Consider the following 15,694-nt stretch of genomic DNA (forward strand, 5'->3'; position numbering starts at 1 on the left):
GCGCCTGCGTCGCCTATTTGTCCGACATAGCCACGCGAGCACGAACCTATACTTGGGAACGACGTGAAGGCGTCGCTCCTCGCGCCTATAGTGGGTCGGAGCAGAGGAGCGACCCATGATCGAACTCGTCATCGACCAACGCCGGAAGGACCTCGGCGGGTTCGAGGTGGGCCGCGTCCTGCCGTTCGCCAAGCGGCGGATGATCGGCCCCTTCATCTTCTTCGACCACATGGGTCCGAAGACCTTCGAGCCCGGCTTCGGGCGCGAGGTCGACGTGCGGCCGCATCCGCACATCGGGTTGTCGACCCTGACCTATCTGTTCGAGGGCGAGATCACCCACCGCGACTCCGTGGGTGTCACCCAGCCGATCCATCCCGGCGAGGTGAACTGGATGATCGCCGGCAGCGGCATCACCCATTCCGAGCGCTTCGAGACCCTCCGCGCCCAAGGCGGAAAGATGAACGGCATTCAGGCCTGGATCGCCCTGCCGGTCGAGTTCGAGGAGACCGCGCCCTCGTTCCACCACCACGCGGCCGGCGACCTGCCGACCTATGAGAGCGACGACGGGCTGACCGCCCGCCTGATCGCCGGCAGCGGCTTTGGCGCCAAGTCGCCCGTGAAGACGCTCTCCCCGCTGTTCTATGTGCACTGGCAGTTCAAACCCGGCGCCAAGGGCCAACTGCCCGCCGAGTATCCGGAACGCGCCGCCTATGTCGCCGCCGGCGTGGTCGAGGTCGACGGCCGCGAGTTCCGCGAAGGCCAGATGCTGGTGTTCGAACCGGGCAAGCCGGTGCTGTTCACCGCGGTGACCGAGGCCATCGTCATGCTCCTGGGCGGCGAGCCGATCGGGCCGCGCCTCATCGAGTGGAACTTCGTCTCCTCGTCGAAGGACCGCCTGGAGCAGGCCAAGGCCGACTGGCGCGCGGGCCGCATGAAGCTGCCCGACGCCGACGACCAGGAGTTCATCCCCCTGCCCGAGCCGCCTCCCCCGCCAAGCCCAATGTGAGACCCGCTCACGGGCCGCCTCCGCTGTTCATTGCTCGGCGAAAATCGGCTTGATCACCCTCGCGTAAGCCTGCGCATCGTGCCGCCAACCAAGAAGTCCAGGGAGGACGGCATGAAACTCTATTCGTCGATGGGCCCCAATCCGGCCGTCGTGGCGATGTTCCTCGCCGAGAAGGGCGTCGAGATCCCGGTCGAGAAGGTCGACCTGATGGCCGGCGAGAACCGCCAGCCGCCCTATGTCGCCAAGAACCCGGCCGGCCAGCTGCCCTGCCTTGAGCTCGACGACGGCTCGCACCTGGCCGAGATAACCGCCATCTGCGAGTACCTGGACGAGAAGTTCCCGCAGAACACGCTGATCGGCTCGACGCCCGAGGAGCGGGCCGCGACCCGCATGTGGGTGCGCCGCATCGACCTCAACATCTGCGAGCCGATGACCAATGGCTTCCGGTTCGCCGAGGGCCTGCCGCTGTTCCAGAGCCGGGTGCGCACCATCCCGCACGCCGCCGGCGACCTGAAAGAACTGGCCCAGGAAAGGATCGCCTGGCTCGACGGCCTGATGAGCGGCAAGACCTGGGTGGCGGGCGATCGCTTCACCCTGGCCGACGTCATGCTGTTCTGCTTCCTGCAGTTCGGCGCCTCGGTCGGCCAGCCGATCAACCCGGACAACAAGAACATCGTCGCCTGGGTCGAGCGCGTGAAGGCCCGCGCCCCGCAGAAGGCGACCGCCTAGCCCCGAGCGCACCGATCTACAGCGTGCTCAGCGCCTTGCGGGTCTGTTCCCAGTACTGGGCGCCGGTGATCACCGTGACGATCGCCGCCGCCCACATCAGGGCGTGAGCCACCAGGGTCACCGGCTCGCGGATCGCCGGATCGGCGGGCAGGTCGAAGGCGCCCCAGGACGCGACCAGCAGCTCGGCCGTCAGGGCGGTCAGCTGCAGCGTTGTCTTCCACTTGGCCAGGCGGGTCACCGGCAGTTTGACGCCCTTGCCGGCCCCGACCTCGCGCAGAGCGCTGACCGTGAATTCGCGGAACAGCATCAGGCCAGCCGGCAGCACGACCGCGTTCTGGCCGCCCATGGCCAGCAGGCCGAGGATCGCACCGCAGACCAGCACCTTGTCGCCAATCGGATCGAGGATCGCGCCCCAGACGCTGACCGCGTCGAGCTTGCGGGCCAGCCAGCCGTCGAAGAAATCGGTCACCGCTGCGATGATGAACGACCAGAACGCCCAACGCTGAAGGGCGAATTGCGATTCCGGAGTCAGTTGCTCGCTGAAGAACGGCACGGCTCCCGCGGCCGCGGCCAGGGCGACGAACACGAACAGAGTCAGGACCAGCCGCAGCGAGGTCAGGATATTCGGCAGAGCTTTCATGGTCGTCCTAACGCGCAGGCTGTAACTAGGTGGCCGGCGTCAATTCGACCTTCTTCGACTATTTGCCATAGACGCAGATTCGCTTGTCCGCGCCTTCGCGCAGGACTGCAAGCCCGTAGGCTTCCGTACCGACCGGGTGAACCAGCACCTCCGGGTTCTTCATGCCTGTCTTCTGAGCCGCAGCCAGACAGGTGGCGCGGACATCTGCCTGGAACTGGGCCCAGGCGTCGGGCGAACTGGCCTGGCCAGCAGTCGGAGCCAGCAAGCCCAAGGCGGCGGCGACCAAGGCGACACGAACCATCAAGCGTCTCCACATCGGTTGAGAGGCAAGAGTAGCCTCGGGCTCAGCCCTTGCGGAAGAAATCGAAGATCCGCTGGGCCAGGGCCTCGCTGACCCCGTCGACCTTGGCCAGGTCGTCGACCGAGGCGCGGCTGACCCCGCGCGCCGAACCGAAGGCGTGCAGCAGGGCCCGCTTGCGGCCCGGCCCCACCCCGTCGATCTCGTCGAGCGGGTTCTTCTTGAGGTCCATCGAGCGGCGGGTCTGATGGCTGCCGTTGGCGAAGCGGTGGGCCTCGTCACGCAGGCGCTGCAGGTAGTAGAGCACCGGCGATTTCGGCTCGAGCATGAAGGGCGTCTTGCCCTCGATGAAGAACCGCTCAAGGCCCGCGTCACGGTCGGGTCCCTTGGCGACGCCGACCACCGAGATGTCGTCGACCCCGACGTCGGCCATCACCTCCAGCACCGCTGCCAGCTGCCCCGCGCCGCCATCGACCAGCACCAGGTCGGGCCGCGGCGGGTTCTCGCCGGCCTCCTCCTCCTTGACCATGCGCGAGAAGCGGCGGCGCATCACCTCCTTCATCATCGCGTAGTCGTCGCCGGGAGTGAGCTCGGTCCCCTTGATGTTGAACTTGCGGTACTGGCCCTTCTGGAAACCGTCCGGCCCGGCGACGATCATGCCGCCGACCGCGTTGGTCCCGGAGATGTGGGCGTTGTCGTAGACCTCGATCCGCTCGGGACTGGCTTCAAGCCCGAAGGCCTCGCAGACCCCGGCCAGCAGCTTGGACTGGGCCGAGCTCTCGGCCATCTTGCGCCCCAGGGCCTCGCGCGCGTTGGTGAGCGCGTGATCGACCAGCTGGGCCTTCTCGCCGCGCTTGGGCCGGTTGATCTCGACCTTGCGGCCCGCCTTCAGCGCGAACGCTTCCGATAGCAGCTCGCACTCGCTCGGCTCGATATTGGTCAGGATCAGCTTTGGGATCGGCTTGTCGTCGTAGAACTGGCCAAGGAAAGCGCTCATCACATCCGGATCCTCGTCGGTCTTGTCGACGCGGGGGAAGTAGGCCCGGTTGCCCCAGTTCTGGCCGGCGCGGAAGAAGAACACCTGCACGCAGGCCTGGCCGCCCTCGGCGTGGAGGGCGAAGACGTCGGCCTCTTCGAGCGTCTCCGGATTGATCTGCTGCTCCTGGGCCACCGAGGCCAGGGCGCGGATGCGGTCGCGGATCCGGGCCGCCCGCTCGAACTCCATCTCGTCCGAAGCGGCCTGCATCTCGGTAGACATCTTGGTCATCACCGCCCGGCTCCTGCCGCGCAGGAAATCCTCGGCCTGTTCGACCAGGCCGGCATAGTCCTCCAGGCTGATCAGGCCGGTGCACGGCGCGGCGCAGCGCTTGATCTGGTGCAGCATGCAGGGGCGCGTGCGGCTTTCGTAGACGCTGTCCGAACACGAGCGCAGCAGGAAGGCCTTCTGCAGGGTGTTCAGCGTCTTGGTCACCGAATGGGCCGAGGCGAACGGCCCGAAATAGTCGCCCTTGATCGTGTGGGCGCCGCGATGCTTGCGAAGCTGAGCCGCCTCATGATCGCGGCGGATGACGATCTCCGGGAAGCTCTTGTCGTCGCGCAGCAGCACGTTGAAGCGCGGCTTCAGCTGCTTGATCAGGTTGATTTCCAACAGCAGTGCGTCGGTCTCGGTGCGGACCGTGACGAACTCCATCGACCGGGTCAGGTCGACCATCAGCGCGATGCGCTGGGTGTGGAACCGGCCCTGCGCGTACTGCAGCACGCGCTTCTTCAGCGAGCGCGCCTTGCCGACGTAGAGCACCTCTCCGCCCTCTCCCATCATCCGGTAGACACCGGGCGCATCCGGAAGGCGGCGCACCTCATCCTTGATCAGTGCAGCCCCGATCAGGGGCGCTTCAGCGGTCGTTTCAGTCGGCATGCAGCCAATATAGGGCGAGTCCGCGCGAAGACGGAGCGGTGGCCCTCATAGTTGAGCTTCAGCCTATCGCGACTTTGGCGCATAGTGCGGCCGCTACGAGCGAGGGCTGCCTTGGATTTCCGGCGTTTCCTCAGTGCGTTGAAGGCCAGAAACGTCGTCCGTGTGGCCGGCGTCTACACCGTCTCGGCCTGGGGCGTATTCCAGGTGGCCAAGACGGTCTTCGAGACCTTTGAACTGGCCAAGTGGGTCTCGGCCCTGACGCTGTTGTTGCTCGTGCTGGGCCTGCCGATCGCCATGGCCCTGTCCTGGGCGTTCGAGCTGGGCCCCAACGGCGCCATCCGGCGCACGCTCAGCGACCCCGACCAGCCCAAGCGCAAGATGAACTGGATGGACTGGGGCGCGCTGGCCGCCATCGCCACGGTCTCGGTCGTGTTCGTGGCCACGGCGGTCGGCCTGGCCGGCTCGTTGCGTGAGGACGCCGCCGCCGGCCTGACCATGGGGGCGTCCAACAAATCGGTGGCGGTGCTGCCCTTCGCGAACTTCAGCAACGCCGCGGATTCCGAGTACTTCGCCGATGGTCTGACCGAGGAGGTGATCAACAGCCTGGCCCAGGTGCCCGAGCTCAAGGTCGCCGGACGCACCTCGACCTTCTATTTCAAGGGCAAGAACGAGGACATCCGTGAGATCGGCAAGAAGCTGAACGTCGCCCACGTGGTCGAGGGGAGCGTGCGGAGGTCGGGTGATCGTCTGCGAGTCACCTGCCAGTTGGTCAGCGTCAAGGATGGCTATCACCTGTGGTCCGAGACTTATGACCGGACCATGGACGACGCCTTCGCCATCCAGACCGAGATCGCCGACGGCGTGGCCGAGGCGCTCAAGGTCGAACTGCGCGCCGGCGGCGGCCAAGCCCAGGCCGCGCGCCGCAACCCCGAGGCCTATCGGCTGGAGGTGATCGCCAAGGGGCAGCTACGTCACAAGGGCAAGGCGCAGGTGCTGGCCGCCCAGGCGATCTACAAGCGGCTGATCGAGTTGGAGCCGGAGAACGCCCAGGTTCACGCCGACTACGCCTATACGACCGCCTATCTCGTCCAGAACCACCTGGAAGGCGAATTCCTGCCGGCGGTGCGCGACGCGGAGGCTGAGATCGCCAAGGCGCTGGAACTCGATCCGCGTTCGTCGGCCGCCTATGTCGCCAGGGGGATGGTCAACGCCATCCGCTTCATCCGCGAGGGACGGCAGGGCTCAGAGGCCGAGGCGGAAGCCGCCTACAAGCACGCCGTCGACCTGGCCCCGCGCGATCCCGAGGCCCTGAGCCTCTACGGCGACTACATCTCCGGCCGGCGACCGGCGGAGGCGACCACCTATCTGCGCCGCGCGCTAGAGATCGACCCGCTCGACCGCATCGCCAACAACGCCCTGGCCGGATCCCTCTTCGCCACCAACCAGCTGGCAGAGGCCGAGCAGCGCTACCGCGCCAATATCGAGCTGTTCCCTGAGTATGTGGATTCCAAGCAGCAACTCGCCGACCTGCTGGCCGAGCAGGGCAAACTCGATCAGGCTGCGGTCTGGCTTCGGATGGCGGCCGCGCCCCAGACTGATCCGGCCGCCTCGCTGCAGCTGGCGAACATCTACTATAATCTCGGCATGCGGCGGGAAGCCGAGACCACCATGGACGTCTGGCGCCGACACCCGGTGGTCGCCCCTATCGTCGATGCGCTCAAGCTGATCATCGCCGGGGACTATTCAGGGATGCTGCGCCTATCGCAGGCCAAGATGGCCGAGCCCGACGCCGATCCGCTCTGGCACAGCGCCATCGTCCTCGGCGCGAGCGCGCTTGGCCAATACGATCTGGCGCGGGAACAGCTGTTGATCACCTCGCCGGAATTGTTCGAGCCCAAGCCGGTGGTCTCACCGGGGCTGGCCCACGACGCCATGGTCGGCGCCTTCGCCATCGCCCAGACCGGCGACAACGGCCAGGCCCGGCGGATCGCGCTGGCGGTGCTGACGGCTACCGAGCCAAGGCCTGGCCTTCGCCAGATGAATGCTCGGCGGATCGCCCGCGCTCAGGCCTACGTCATGCTGGGAGACAAGGAACGCAGCTTGGCCGAGCTGCGCGCCGCCTATGACAACGGCTATCGCCAGCTCTACGACCTGGACAGCTTCATGCGGCTGGACGCCTATCCCATCCTGGCGCCGCTGCAGGCCGACCCGCGCTTCCGCGAGCTGATTGGCGCCATCGAGGCGGACAACAACCGGCTGCGGGAGGCCCTGCTCTCGAACAGTCAGCCGCCAGTGCAGGTCGCCGGAAAGCCGAGCTAGAGCTTCACCCCGCCAGCCATGATCTTGGCGTAGCCCGGCTTGGTCAGCCGCACATAGCCCTTGTTCGGATCCTTGTAGAACACCTGGCCCTTGATCCCCGCCGGGTCGAAGCCGTCGGCGACCAGGTCGAACTTGCGGTACTTGAAGGTCCCCGTGGTCTCGATGGCCGGCAGGATGCGGACGAACACCGGCTGGGCGTAGGACGGCAGATCGTTGGCCACCGTATCGCCGAACGCCTTGATGTCGAAGTCGGGCCCGACCACCAGCCCGGCCATGCCGGCGCGGCCGTCCGCGCCCTCGACGGTGACGCCGTAGACATTGGCCTCGACCACGCCAGGGATCGACTGCAGACGCTCGGCCACCTCGCCGGTCGAGACGTTTTCGCCCTTCCAGCGGAAGGTGTCGCCGATCCGATCGACGAAGTAGAAATAGCCGTCGGCGTCGGTCTTCATCAGGTCGCCGGTGCGGAACCAGGCGTCGCCTTTGGCGAACACGTCGCGCAGGATCTTCTTGTCGGACGCGGCTTTGTCGACATAGCCGGTGAACTCGCTGCGCGCGTCGCCGCCGATCTTGCCGATGCATTCGCCGATCTGGCCTGGCCCGGCTTCGATGCACAGGCCGTTGAGACCGCGGATCTCCTCTTCCTTCTCCACGTCGAACTGGACGAGGCGATAGTTGACCTTGTCCTTCATCCACTTGGGCGAACGGCCGATCGCCCCGACCCGGCCGTCGAAGTTGAACATCGACACGTTGCCTTCGGTGGAGCCGTAGAATTCCAGGACGTCGGGGATGCGGAAGCGGCGCTTCATCTCGGCCCAGACGTCGGCGCGCAGGCCGTTGCCGAAGGCCAGGCGGATCTTGTGCTGGCGCTCGGCCTCGACCTCTTCGTGATTGACCAGGTAGCGGCAGAGCTCGCCGATATAGACGAACATCGTGCAGTTCTCGGCCACCACGTCGTCCCAGAAGTGGCTGGCGGAGAACCTCTTTTTCAGCACCACAGAGCCGCCGTTCAGCAGCGCCGCGCCAAGCGCGCAGAGGCCGCCGGTCGCATGGTAGAGCGGCAGGGCGACGAAGATCCGGTCTCGGTCATTGGCGCCGGTCGAGCCTGCAAACCCGCGCATGTAGAGCTGGGCGCGCAGGTGAGTGATGCGGGCCGCCTTGGGCAGGCCGGTCGTGCCGCTGGTGTAGATGAACAGCGCCGTATCCTTGGCCGTCATGCCGTCGCGCACCGAGCGGTCGGGCGGCAGCTGGCTGCAGCTCTTCAGCGCTTGGCTGAGGTCGCGCTGGCCGCCATGGGCCTGGCCGCCGAGCACCCATTGCTGCATCGGCCGTTCCAGCAGGCCCTTGGCCTGCTCGAAGGCCGGCGAGGTGTCGGAATCGACAATCACGTGCGCGGCGCCGGAGATGTTCAGGCAGTGGGCCAGCGGCGCGCCGGTCAGCTGATTGTTGATCAGCGCGGTGACCGCGCCGATCTTGGTCAGGCCGTACCAGATCGGAAAATACTCAAGCCGGTTGGGCATGAAGAGCGCAACCACCTGGCCGCGCCGCACGCCGATCCCCTTGGCCCAGTGGGCGAAGCGGTTGGCGATGGCGTCCATCTCGCCATAGCTGACCGTCTTGTGCTCGAAGATTAGGGCCGGACGCTCGCGCCACTGCTCGACCGCCGCCTGGATGTCGTCGCAGATCAGGTTCGGCGATGTCGGCGCGATGCTCTTCACGCGCTTGAGTGTGCGATTCAGACTGCGAATGAACCGCCAGTCACGCTCGAGCCGGGCCTTAAGACGCATCAATTCCCTCCGACGCGGGACACCTTGGCGGCGCGTCGCCTCGGGGGTCAAGCTAACCAGACGTCGCCATTGGTCACACCCGCGTCAGGCGAGCCCAAACGTGGCGCCGAGGACTCACCTGGGCCTATGCTCGGCGCAATCGTTCAGTCGTCAGTTCGCCAGGGTGAATGACCGCTCCGGCGTTTCCTGGCAGTGGAATCTTCCATGTGCGACCTGCCCAAAGCGATTCTGTTCGACCTCGACGAAACCATCATCTCGTTCGGTTCACGCCGGCAGATCCTGCAGGAGGTGGTCGAGGAGTTCGCGGCGACCTTCGCGCCGATCTCGCCGCAGGAGGCGAGCCTGGCGCTGGAAGCCGGGTTCCGCGAATTCTGGTCCGACGAGACCCGCGCTGCGATCTGGCGCAAGAACCTGGCCGCGGGCCGGGTCATCGCCGTCGATACGGGCTTTGCTGAGATGCGGGCGCGAGCTCCCGCCCTCACTTCGGAGTTCGCCAAGACATTCGGCGAGCGGTTCCACGTCTACCGCGAAGAGCAGGCCAAGTTCTTCCCGGGCGCGGTGGAGACCATCGAGGCGTTCCGTGCGCTGGGGGTGAAGCTCGCCCTGGTCACCAACGGCGCAGCGGCGCCACAGCGCGCCAAGGTCGAGCGCTTCAAGCTCGCCCCGCTGTTCGATCACGTCCAGATCGAGGGCGAGGCCGGCTTCGGCAAACCCGAGGAAAAGGCCTATCTGCACGCCATGCAGGCGCTGGGCGTCGAGGCCCATGAGACCTGGATGGTCGGCGACAATCTCGAGTGGGAGGTGGCCGCGCCGCGGGGGCTGGGGATCTACGCCATCTGGCACGATCACCTGGGAGAGGGCCTGCCGATCGGCAGCTTGGTCAAGCCGGACCGCATCATTCGGACGATCGCAGAGCTGAACCCGAGCAAATAAGGCGATATAGCGGCAATCATGCCAATATCGCGTCAACATTCGCCTCATACGGCGAAACACAACGTGCGCTCGTGTGGAATATACACACCCATCGGCGGAATGCCGATCGCTTGATATGCCAACACATTCCTTAGGTCTCAGCCCATCTGTCGAGCCCGTTCCTATGGACATGCGGAACATGTGCCAACCACGACCGTTTCCCTAAGCAGAGAAACATCAGAGGTGTCACATGAGCACTGCGTACGACCCAGTCGCCCGCCCGACCTATACAGGCCTGACGCCCGACGAGCGTCGTCCGGCGCCCGGCGCCGCGACCGAGATCGACGAAGCTCCGGTCTTCGGCACGCCGATCTATGCCCGCACCGCCAAGAAGCGCTCAGGCCCGCCCGTCCCGGCGATCGCGGCCGGCGTCGCCGCCGCGGCTCTGCTGGCCGCCGCCGGCTATTACATGATGCAGCCGCGGCAGGAGCTGTTCGCCGAGCAGACTACCGCCCCGGCCGCAGCCCCGCCGGTCACCGAGATCGCCGCCACCACTCGGGAACCGGCGCCCGGCCCGATTGTGGCTGAGCAGCAGCCCATCACGCGGGTGAGCGAGAACCCGGTCGCTCGCGAGGCCCGTGCGACGCCCGAGCGCACCGCCCGCCCGCGCCCGGCGCCGGTCGCCGACAGCCCTGAGACCTGGGCCAGCGACACCAGCGCCCGCCTTCCGGACGCGCCGATCCCTTATTCGGCGCTCGCCCAGACCCCGGCTGGAGCGCCCGTGGCCCCGCCGGCGATCGCGCCGACAGATCCGAATGCAGCCGCGCCCGCGGCCCAGACGCCAGCTCCGGAGAGCCTAGGGGAGCCGACGCCGTAGGGGCCTGACCGAGGCAGACGGAGAAAGGCGGCCTTCCGTGGGAGGTCGCCTTTTTCGTGCATCCAGCTTGACCACACCCTCCCTTAACCTTCTTTGACGCAAGTGTCGGTTTCAGTTCTGCAAACGTGCGGAGTGAGGGCCGGGGGCGATGCGGCGCAATTCCGAGTTTAGGTTGTTGGCGCCGCTCCTGGCGTTGGCCCTGGGCGCGATGACGGTGTTTGTCGCCAGCCTGCTGATCTGGGCTGGCCAAGTCGACAAGGACGTGCGCCTGCGCGAAGAAGCGTTGGTCCGCGGCGGGGTCCTGACCAGCATCCACGAGATCGAGCGCTCGATCCTACCCGAGACCAACTGGGACGAGGCCGTCGTCAACCTGGACAACCGCTTCGATCCGGCCTGGGCCAAGGCCAACCTCAACGACTACTTCGCGCAGAACATCGACTTCGATCAGTTGTTCGTGCTGAACGGCGACAACCGCGCGATCTACGCGCGCAGCCACGCCCAGACCATTTCACCGAAGGCGTTCGAGCACTTCGAGGGCGCAGCGCCGCTGATCGCCAAGGTCCGCCGCGCCGAGGCCGAGCGCGGCCCGATCACCCGCCGCGCCCCCGGCTCCGACAAGGTGCTGGTCTCCCGAGCCATCCAGGCCAGCGACTTCGTCGCCCACGACGGTCAGGTCTATCTGGTCTCCGCCACACTCGTGCAGCCCGACTTCGCCACCGCCGTGCCGCGCACCCCGTTCGCGCCGGTCGTGGTCATGGCGCTGAAGATGGACGGCGGCTCGCTGGGCCGCCTGAAGGACCGCTTCCAGCTGCAGAATCTCCGCTCCACCCTTGGGCTGCCGCATATCGCGCCGGGCGACGCGCATATTGCGCTGCCGACCGGACCGGGGCAGCCGCCGCTGGTGCTGAGCTGGACGCCGCAGAAACCGGGCACGGAGATCGCCCGGGCCGCCGCCGCGCCTATCGCGCTGGTGTTGCTGGCGTTCGGCGTCGTCGGCGCCGTGATGATCATCCGCACCCGCTCCGCGGCGCTGCAGTTCGTGGCCAGCCACAAGAGCCAGGCCGACTTCCTGGCCAACATGAGCCACGAGATCCGCACGCCGCTGAACGGCGTCAACGCAATCGCCGCGGCCCTGCAGCGTACCTCGCTCTCCCCCGCCCAGGAGGAGATGGTCGGCATCATTCAGAGCTCCGGCCAGGCGCTTGAGCGCCTGCTGTCCGACGTGCTGGACCTGTCCCGGATCGAGACCGGAACCGTAAAGGTCGAGGCCCGCCCGTTCCACCTCGGCGACGCCGTGCGAGCGGTCGCCGCCCTGGCCCGCGAACGGGCCGACGAGAAGGCGCTGGACCTGATCATCGACATCGACCCGGCGGCCGAAGCCGTGGTCCACGCCGACGCGGTGCGCGTGAAGCAGGTGCTGATCAACCTGGTCTCCAACGCCGTGAAGTTCACCAGCGAAGGCTATGTGGCCATCGCCGTCCGGGCCGAAGGGCAGAACCGCTGGCGCATCGACGTGCAGGACACCGGCATCGGCTTCGATCCCGCCGACAAGGCCCGGCTGTTCGACCGCTTCCAGCAGGGCGACGGCTCCGCCACCCGCCAGTTCGGGGGCACTGGCCTTGGCCTGACCATCGCCCGCCAGCTGGTCACCCTGATGGGCGGCGAGATCGACGCCGCCGGCGCCCCCGGCGAGGGCGCAACCTTCACCGTGAGGTTGCCGATGGCGGTGACCACCGCGACCCCGGCGCCGGTTGTCGAGGATGATCCGGACGCCGTGCCCGATCGGCCGCTGCGCATCCTGCTGGCTGACGACCATCCGACCAACCGCAAGGTGGTGCAGGTGCTGTTCGCCGAGTTCGAGGTCGACTTGATCTGTGTCGAGAACGGCCAGGAAGCCTGTGACGCCTTCGCCAACCAGCGCTTCGACCTGGTGTTGATGGACATGCAGATGCCGGTAATGGACGGCCTGATTGCGGTGCGCGCCATCCGCGAGCGCGAACGCGGCCGGGGCATGATCCGCACGCCGATCGTCATGCTGACCGCCAACGCCTTGCCCGAGCACCAGGCCGCCAGCCTCGCGGCGGGCGCTGACCTGCACATGCCCAAGCCGATCGAGGCCGCCAAACTGTTCGGCGTGCTGCAGGCGGTGGCCGAGCGCCAGGCGATCGCGGCGGCCGCCTAGACTACGCGAAAGACCTCTGCGCCTACGGTCAAGCGACCGGATGCCACATTCCCGAACCGCGTTCTCTCTGGCTTATGACCAGCCGCAGGTCGGGATCCATTTGAGGACTTTCATGCTGAAGCTGTTGTTTTCGAGCTGGGGCGCCGAGTGGGGCACCGCGGCTCTCGTGTTTTTCGTCAGCGCCGCCGTTGGCCGTTTCGCCGCCTCGGGCATGAACACGCTTCAATGGTGCGGGGCGATCACCGCCATCCTGGCCTCGATCACCGCCGCCGTCGCCGTCCGGGTCTGGAAGGACGAGCCGGTCAAGGTCCGCGCCGAGCGCGACTGATCACTCGGCGTAGACGTCGAGCCCCATGGCGGTGAGCAGCCGGTGCTGCTGATCTGCCGCCACCTTCATCCCCGCAAGGCTGGCTAGTTCCGAAAGGTTCAGCCCGCTGACCTCGGCTCCCCGAAGGTCGGCGCGGGCGAGCTTGGCCCCCACCGTCAGGGCCTGGAAGAAATCGCATTCGCGCAGGTCGGCGCCCTCCAGGTCGGCGTCGACGAGCGCCGCCTCGCGAAAGCTCGAGCGGTTGAAGTCGCCTTCGGGCAACCGCAGCTGGGTCAGGTCGGCCAGTTCCAGATTGCAGCCTTTCAGCGCGCCGGCCCATTGCACGACATTGCGGCCGAAGGCGCGGCTGAAGTCGGCCCGGACAAAGGCCGCGCCCCGCAGATTGCAGGCCTCGATCTCGATCCCGTAGAGCGACGAGCGCTCGAACCGAGCGAACGACAAGTCACACTTGCGCACGCGCGCCTCCTCCATCCGGCAGAAGGCGAAGACGGCCCCGACATGGCCTTCGTCATCGGCGAAGCTGCAGTCCTCGAACACCGCCTCGCGCAGATCGCTCTGGGCGAAGCGCGGTCGGATCAGACGGCAAGCCTTGAACCGCGCGCCCTGCAGCACCGCGCCCTGGACCTGGACCTCGCGGATCGTGCAGCCATCGAACACCGCATCGGTGAGGTCAGCGTCGGTGAAGTCGAGGTCCGATAGGTCCCGGCCCGAGAATTGCGCGCCAGCCTTGAGTTCCATCCCAACCTCCGCTCACCCCGGCGAAAGCCGGGGCCCAAACTGAGTATGCCCGATCCACGTCGGAAGCGGTCGCAGCACGGATAGCTCGCTTGGCCGCGGGTGAGCGGTGCGGGCGGGTCAGCCCTCCGACTTGACGTAGATCTCCCCGCCCTCGGCGCGGAATTTCTCGCTCATCTCCGCCATACCGGCCTCGGCCACGTCGTTCTGCTTGGCGGCGGCGTCGCGGATGTCCTGGCTGATCTTCATCGAGCAGAACTTGGGGCCGCACATTGAGCAGAAGTGGGCGGTCTTCATCGCCTCCTTCGGCAGCGACTCGTCGTGGAATTCGCGTGCGGTCTCCGGGTCGAGGCCGAGGTTGAACTGATCCTCCCAGCGGAATTCGAAGCGGGCGCGGCTGAGCGCGTCGTCCCAGGCGCGCGCGGTGGGATGGCCCTTGGCCAGGTCGGCGGCGTGGGCGGCGATCTTGTAGGTGATCACTCCCTGCTTGACGTCCTCGCGATCGGGCAGGCCCAGGTGCTCCTTGGGCGTCACGTAGCAGAGCATGGCGGTGCCGAACCAACCGATCATCGCCGCCCCGATGGCGCTGGTGATGTGGTCGTAGCCGGGGGCCACGTCGGTGGTTAGCGGGCCGAGCGTGTAGAACGGCGCCTCGCCGCAGGTGGCCAGCTGCTTGTCCATGTTGGCCTTGATCTTGTGCATCGGCACGTGGCCGGGGCCCTCGATCATCACCTGCACGCCGTGCTTCCAGGCGATCGGCGTCAGCTCGCCCAGGGTCTCCAGCTCGGCGAACTGAGCTGCGTCGTTGGCGTCGGCGATCGAGCCCGGACGCAGGCCGTCGCCGAGCGAGAACGACACGTCGTAGGCGCGCATGATCTCGCAGATGTCTTCGAAGTGCTCGTAGAGGAAGTTCTCCTTGTGGTGCGCCAGGCACCACTTGGCCATGATCGAGCCGCCGCGCGAGACGATGCCGGTCACCCGCTTGGCGGTCAGCGGCACATAGGCCAGCCGCACGCCGGCATGGATGGTGAAGTAGTCGACGCCTTGCTCGGCCTGCTCGATCAGGGTGTCGCGGAAGACTTCCCAATTCAGGTCCTCGGCGATGCCGTTGACCTTCTCCAGCGCCTGGTAGATCGGCACGGTGCCGATCGGCACCGGGCTGTTGCGGATGATCCAGTCGCGGATGTTGTGGATGTTACGGCCGGTCGACAGGTCCATGACCGTGTCGGCGCCCCAGCGGATCGCCCAGACCATCTTGTCGACCTCGTCGGCGACAGTCGACAGCACCGCCGAGTTGCCGATGTTGGCGTTGATCTTGACCAGGAAGTTGCGGCCGATGGCCATCGGCTCGAGTTCGGTGTGGTTGATGTTGGCCGGGATGATCGCCCGACCGCGCGCCACCTCGTCACGCACGAACTCCGGCGTCACGAAGTCCGGGATCGAGGCCCCGAAATCCTCGCCGTCACGGATGAACGGGTCGCTCTCCTTGCGGCGCAGGTTCTCGCGGATGGCGACGTATTCCATCTCCGGCGTAATGATCCCGCGGCGGGCGTAGTCCAGCTGAGTGACGGCGCCGCCGCCCTTGGCGCGATAGATCCGGCGCGGGGCGTCGAACTGCGGGGCCAGGTGCTCGCCCTTGGCGAAGCCATTGTCCTCCGGCTTCACCTCGCGTGGATTGGCGACGATCTCGAGATCGCCGCGGGAGACGACCCAGGGCTCGCGCAGCCGTGACAGGCCCTGATCGATGTCGATCTTCACCTTGGGGTCGGTATAGGGGCCGGACGGGTCGTAGATGGTCACCGGCGGCTCGTTCGCCGACGGGTGAACCGCCACTTCACGGAACGGCACGCGGATGTCGGGCCAGAGCACGCCGGGCTGATAGACCTTGCGCGAGCCGGGGCGCTCACCGGTGGGAATGGCGTCTTTGACGGGCGTCTGGATGTTCACCGGCGCAAGCTCCTTCACG

At 66.9% G+C, this 15,694-nt stretch carries 13 protein-coding genes; 7 read left to right on the top strand and 6 right to left on the bottom strand.

Annotated features, from left to right (window positions below; translation table 11 throughout):
• Positions 1 to 115: 115 nt before the first annotated feature.
• Together AC1DQJ_RS12560 and AC1DQJ_RS12565 are read left to right on the top strand one after the other, a co-directional pair.
• Positions 116 to 1,006, top strand: a complete 891-nt coding sequence (locus AC1DQJ_RS12560; protein ID WP_477603735.1) for a pirin family protein — start codon at positions 116 to 118, stop codon at positions 1,004 to 1,006.
• Between the two features lie 111 nt (positions 1,007 to 1,117).
• Positions 1,118 to 1,735, top strand: a complete 618-nt coding sequence (locus AC1DQJ_RS12565) for a glutathione S-transferase family protein (RefSeq protein WP_477603737.1) — start codon at positions 1,118 to 1,120, stop codon at positions 1,733 to 1,735.
• A gap of 16 nt (positions 1,736 to 1,751) precedes the next feature.
• On the opposite strand, the gene pgsA is transcribed toward AC1DQJ_RS12565, so the two are convergent.
• The 3 genes from pgsA to uvrC are packed head-to-tail and all read right to left on the bottom strand — an operon-like array spanning position 1,752 to position 4,588.
• A complete protein-coding gene (gene pgsA / locus AC1DQJ_RS12570) occupies positions 1,752 to 2,375 on the bottom strand; it encodes a CDP-diacylglycerol--glycerol-3-phosphate 3-phosphatidyltransferase (RefSeq protein ID WP_477603739.1) in 624 nt (207 codons plus the stop codon).
• A 58-nt stretch (positions 2,376 to 2,433) separates the two neighbouring features.
• Complete coding sequence (locus AC1DQJ_RS12575) at positions 2,434 to 2,676, bottom strand: hypothetical protein (protein ID WP_477603741.1); 243 nt, start codon at positions 2,674 to 2,676, stop codon at positions 2,434 to 2,436.
• Between the two features lie 43 nt (positions 2,677 to 2,719).
• A complete protein-coding gene (gene uvrC, locus AC1DQJ_RS12580; RefSeq protein WP_477603743.1) occupies positions 2,720 to 4,588 on the bottom strand; it encodes an excinuclease ABC subunit UvrC in 1,869 nt (622 codons plus the stop codon).
• Positions 4,589 to 4,699: 111 nt separating this feature from the next.
• Between uvrC and AC1DQJ_RS12585 the strand changes: the two genes are divergently transcribed.
• On the top strand, positions 4,700 to 6,907 hold the full coding sequence (locus AC1DQJ_RS12585; RefSeq protein ID WP_477603745.1) for a hypothetical protein: 2,208 nt from the start codon (positions 4,700 to 4,702) through the stop codon (positions 6,905 to 6,907).
• Here AC1DQJ_RS12585 and AC1DQJ_RS12590 read toward each other — a convergent pair.
• Positions 6,904 to 8,694 carry a long-chain-acyl-CoA synthetase gene (locus tag AC1DQJ_RS12590; protein ID WP_477603747.1) on the bottom strand — a complete coding sequence of 597 codons (1,791 nt, stop codon included), beginning with the start codon at positions 8,692 to 8,694 and terminating at the stop codon, positions 6,904 to 6,906. The genes AC1DQJ_RS12585 and AC1DQJ_RS12590 overlap by 4 nt on opposite strands.
• 204 nt (positions 8,695 to 8,898) lie before the next feature.
• Between AC1DQJ_RS12590 and AC1DQJ_RS12595 the strand changes: the two genes are divergently transcribed.
• From AC1DQJ_RS12595 to AC1DQJ_RS12610, 4 genes are all read left to right on the top strand, one after another.
• Positions 8,899 to 9,627 carry an HAD family hydrolase gene (locus AC1DQJ_RS12595; protein ID WP_477603749.1) on the top strand — a complete coding sequence of 243 codons (729 nt, stop codon included), beginning with the start codon at positions 8,899 to 8,901 and terminating at the stop codon, positions 9,625 to 9,627.
• Positions 9,628 to 9,856: 229 nt separating this feature from the next.
• Positions 9,857 to 10,483, top strand: coding sequence for a hypothetical protein (locus AC1DQJ_RS12600; RefSeq protein WP_477603751.1), 627 nt, complete (start codon positions 9,857 to 9,859; stop codon positions 10,481 to 10,483).
• Between the two features lie 148 nt (positions 10,484 to 10,631).
• Positions 10,632 to 12,665, top strand: a complete 2,034-nt coding sequence (locus tag AC1DQJ_RS12605; RefSeq protein ID WP_477603753.1) for a hybrid sensor histidine kinase/response regulator — start codon at positions 10,632 to 10,634, stop codon at positions 12,663 to 12,665.
• Positions 12,666 to 12,777: 112 nt separating this feature from the next.
• Positions 12,778 to 12,993 (top strand): hypothetical protein, encoded by a 216-nt coding sequence (locus AC1DQJ_RS12610; RefSeq protein ID WP_477603755.1) that lies wholly within the window; start codon positions 12,778 to 12,780, stop codon positions 12,991 to 12,993.
• Here AC1DQJ_RS12610 and AC1DQJ_RS12615 read toward each other — a convergent pair whose 3' ends face one another.
• Both AC1DQJ_RS12615 and thiC read right to left on the bottom strand, forming a co-directional pair.
• Positions 12,994 to 13,731, bottom strand: coding sequence for a pentapeptide repeat-containing protein (locus tag AC1DQJ_RS12615; RefSeq protein WP_477603757.1), 738 nt, complete (start codon positions 13,729 to 13,731; stop codon positions 12,994 to 12,996).
• A gap of 117 nt (positions 13,732 to 13,848) precedes the next feature.
• Positions 13,849 to 15,675 (bottom strand): phosphomethylpyrimidine synthase ThiC, encoded by a 1,827-nt coding sequence (thiC, locus tag AC1DQJ_RS12620; RefSeq protein ID WP_477603821.1) that lies wholly within the window; start codon positions 15,673 to 15,675, stop codon positions 13,849 to 13,851.
• Positions 15,676 to 15,694 lie beyond the last annotated feature (19 nt).

This window comes from Phenylobacterium sp. P4_E10 (assembly GCF_056401675.1).

Coding starts and splice junctions, on each gene's coding strand:
- pgsA (WP_477603739.1), bottom strand. CDS start 2,375: ATGAAAGCTCTGCCGAATATCCTGACCTCGCTGCGGCTGGTCCTGACT.
- AC1DQJ_RS12615 (WP_477603757.1), bottom strand. CDS start 13,731: ATGGAACTCAAGGCTGGCGCGCAATTCTCGGGCCGGGACCTATCGGAC.
- AC1DQJ_RS12575 (WP_477603741.1), bottom strand. CDS start 2,676: ATGGTTCGTGTCGCCTTGGTCGCCGCCGCCTTGGGCTTGCTGGCTCCG.
- AC1DQJ_RS12565 (WP_477603737.1), top strand. CDS start 1,118: ATGAAACTCTATTCGTCGATGGGCCCCAATCCGGCCGTCGTGGCGATG.
- AC1DQJ_RS12595 (WP_477603749.1), top strand. CDS start 8,899: ATGTGCGACCTGCCCAAAGCGATTCTGTTCGACCTCGACGAAACCATC.
- AC1DQJ_RS12600 (WP_477603751.1), top strand. CDS start 9,857: ATGAGCACTGCGTACGACCCAGTCGCCCGCCCGACCTATACAGGCCTG.
- AC1DQJ_RS12605 (WP_477603753.1), top strand. CDS start 10,632: ATGCGGCGCAATTCCGAGTTTAGGTTGTTGGCGCCGCTCCTGGCGTTG.
- uvrC (WP_477603743.1), bottom strand. CDS start 4,588: ATGCCGACTGAAACGACCGCTGAAGCGCCCCTGATCGGGGCTGCACTG.
- AC1DQJ_RS12590 (WP_477603747.1), bottom strand. CDS start 8,694: ATGCGTCTTAAGGCCCGGCTCGAGCGTGACTGGCGGTTCATTCGCAGT.
- AC1DQJ_RS12610 (WP_477603755.1), top strand. CDS start 12,778: ATGCTGAAGCTGTTGTTTTCGAGCTGGGGCGCCGAGTGGGGCACCGCG.
- AC1DQJ_RS12560 (WP_477603735.1), top strand. CDS start 116: ATGATCGAACTCGTCATCGACCAACGCCGGAAGGACCTCGGCGGGTTC.